This window comes from bacterium, from assembly GCA_035529855.1.
GTDB lineage: Bacteria > RBG-13-66-14 > B26-G2 > WVWN01 > WVWN01 > WVWN01.
In genome coordinates this window covers 1-2,142 of sequence record DATKVX010000107.1, presented here as the reverse complement: position 1 = coordinate 2,142, position 2,142 = coordinate 1, and the positions used below count along the sequence as shown (strand labels likewise).

The window sequence follows — 2,142 nt, the reverse complement described above, 5'->3', positions numbered from 1 at the left end:
AACTACGGCGGTTCGCCGAACCGACGAAAAAACGTATTGAACGAGAAGTATTGCAAGATAAATAACTTGATAACTAAATAAGCCCTACCGGAAGAACCGATGGGCCGTTACCGAGGAGACTCGGGGCGGCCCTTTTTCATTAAGGAGCGAACGCGATGTGGGCACCAGTTTGTCAGGTTGGAACGTGGCAAGGGATGTTCGGCGAAGTCGAGATAACCCACGAGATAATCGACAAGTGGGTTTCGGCATTCGGCCCCGACGAGAAGATTCCGGTAACGATAGGGCATTTGTCGGACCCGAAGAACGTTATAACGACCGGCGACCCGGCCCCTTGCTGGATTAGCGGATTGATGAAGGCGGGCGAAATATTGCTCGGCAACTACGTCGACTGGACGCCGGCTGGACTCGAAGCCGTTACGTCGGGCGGCTACAAGAATGTTTCTATTGAGAGCTTGGATGGTTCGCGGCTTGATAGCGTCGCGCTCCTCGGCTCGCGGACGCCGGCCGTCGAGTTCCATAGCGACCGCGGCCGCTTCGTCCCTCTCGATATGGCGGGGCCGTGCCTTGGCGAGGGTGCGCAGATACTACTCGCGCAGGCGTTCGGCGAACCGATAGCCTTGCCTTATAAGTCGCCGCCTAAAAAGATAACCGATTTATTCGACGACGAAGCCGGCTCGGACGCTTGGACTAAGGCGTTCAACGCTGCCTTCGAGCAATACGACGGCGATGAAGCCAAGGCCAACGCTACGGCGTGGGCTCAGATAAAAAAGATGGGTTACGAGAAAGGCAAGGACGGTAAGTACCGCAAACCCAAAAAAGCGGCGACGGCCGCGAAGGAGACAAAGATGGGTATCAAGGAAAAGGTCAAGGAGGCCCTGTCGGCGCTACTGGCAAAGCTGGACGAGGAAGGCGACGAGACGCCGGTCACGGCGGCCCCGCCCGAGACGACAGTCGAGCCCGTGGTTGCCCCAGGGGTTTCGGAGAGCCCCCAGTTCGCTGCGTTAGCGGCGCAGGTGGAGGCGCTCAAGACCAGGGTAACTGAGTCCGAACAAAAGGTCATCGCAGTAACGGCCAAGGGACAGGCATTGGCGTTCCGCAACGAGGCCCACCTGCCGCCGGCGCTCGACGTGGCGCTGGAGGATTGGTGCGCCGGCAAGAGCGAGGTGCGGATGGACGAGGAGGGGACGAAGAAGCTCCCCCAGGCCGAGTTCGTCAAGCGCCTCGTGATGGCACGCGGGACGCAAAAGCTTACCGCGGCCGTCGTTTTCGGCAACCCGCCGGCCAAGACAAAGGTCGAGGCATTATCGGTTGAGCCGGAAGGTCCTGGCTTACCGACCGACCAAGAGACGCTCGTTATGTTGGCGGAGAACGCCAAGGTCCGGGCACGTGAAAAGGGTATAACTCTCGCCGCGGCGCAGATAGAGGTCAACGCCGAATGGCGGAAGGACAAGGAGGCGTAAAAATGGTTACGTCCGGTAAACACCCTTTACGAGGGGTAACGATTCATCCGACCGTTCTTGTGACGCACAACCGCTTCATAGGCAATACCCGTGAGCAATGCACCGTTGCCGGCGAGCCGGTATTAGGTGGCGCGCCCGAGGATATTGCCGCTGGCGGGTGGGGCGTTTGCGAAGACATCGGATCGACTTTAATCACGACTGGCGCGGCCATCCCGCTCATCGCGGGTGTGGCTGGCACCCAGTATGCGTGGGTTCAAACGGACGCCGCCGGGATGGCAATCCCGTGGGCGGGCGGTGCCGCGAATACGGCGGGCAAGATATTCGTCGCGGCCATAGGCCCGGGTGAACTCACGGAAGTTCATCTCGAATCCAAAGCGGCACCGCTCATCCCGTAATAACGGGGAAAGGAAAAGTGATATGCGAAAAATATTAACAATTTTACTGGGGTTGCTTGTCGCCAGTGCATCCTATGCCGCGGTAGCGAGCCTCTTCGTCGGCAATGGCGTACCCGTAATCGTAGTAGGTGCGGGCGACGGCTACATCACCGACGGCCTTGAGTGGGGCGGGCACGCTTACGCCCCGGATGGGACGTTGGCCCTCCCGAGTTATAGCTTCGCTCACGACGTTAATACCGGCCGGTATTGGATTGGCGCCGACCATTTCGCCGACGTTGTGGGCGGGG

3 protein-coding genes are annotated in these 2,142 nt (G+C 59.4%); 2 read left to right on the top strand and 1 reads right to left on the bottom strand.

Going from position 1 to position 2,142, the window contains the following annotated elements:
• Window positions 1–155 precede the first annotated feature (155 nt).
• Complete coding sequence (locus VMX79_11090) at window positions 156–1,460, top strand: ChaB family protein (GenBank protein HUV87642.1); 1,305 nt, start codon at window positions 156–158, stop codon at window positions 1,458–1,460.
• 2 nt (window positions 1,461–1,462) lie between these two features.
• Window positions 1,463–1,855, top strand: coding sequence for a hypothetical protein (locus VMX79_11085; GenBank protein ID HUV87641.1), 393 nt, complete (start codon window positions 1,463–1,465; stop codon window positions 1,853–1,855).
• A 43-nt stretch (window positions 1,856–1,898) separates the two neighbouring features.
• On the opposite strand, the gene VMX79_11080 is transcribed toward VMX79_11085, so the two are convergent.
• Window positions 1,899–2,142, bottom strand: a 244-nt coding sequence (locus VMX79_11080; GenBank protein ID HUV87640.1) for a hypothetical protein, incomplete at its 5' end; no start/stop codon positions are given.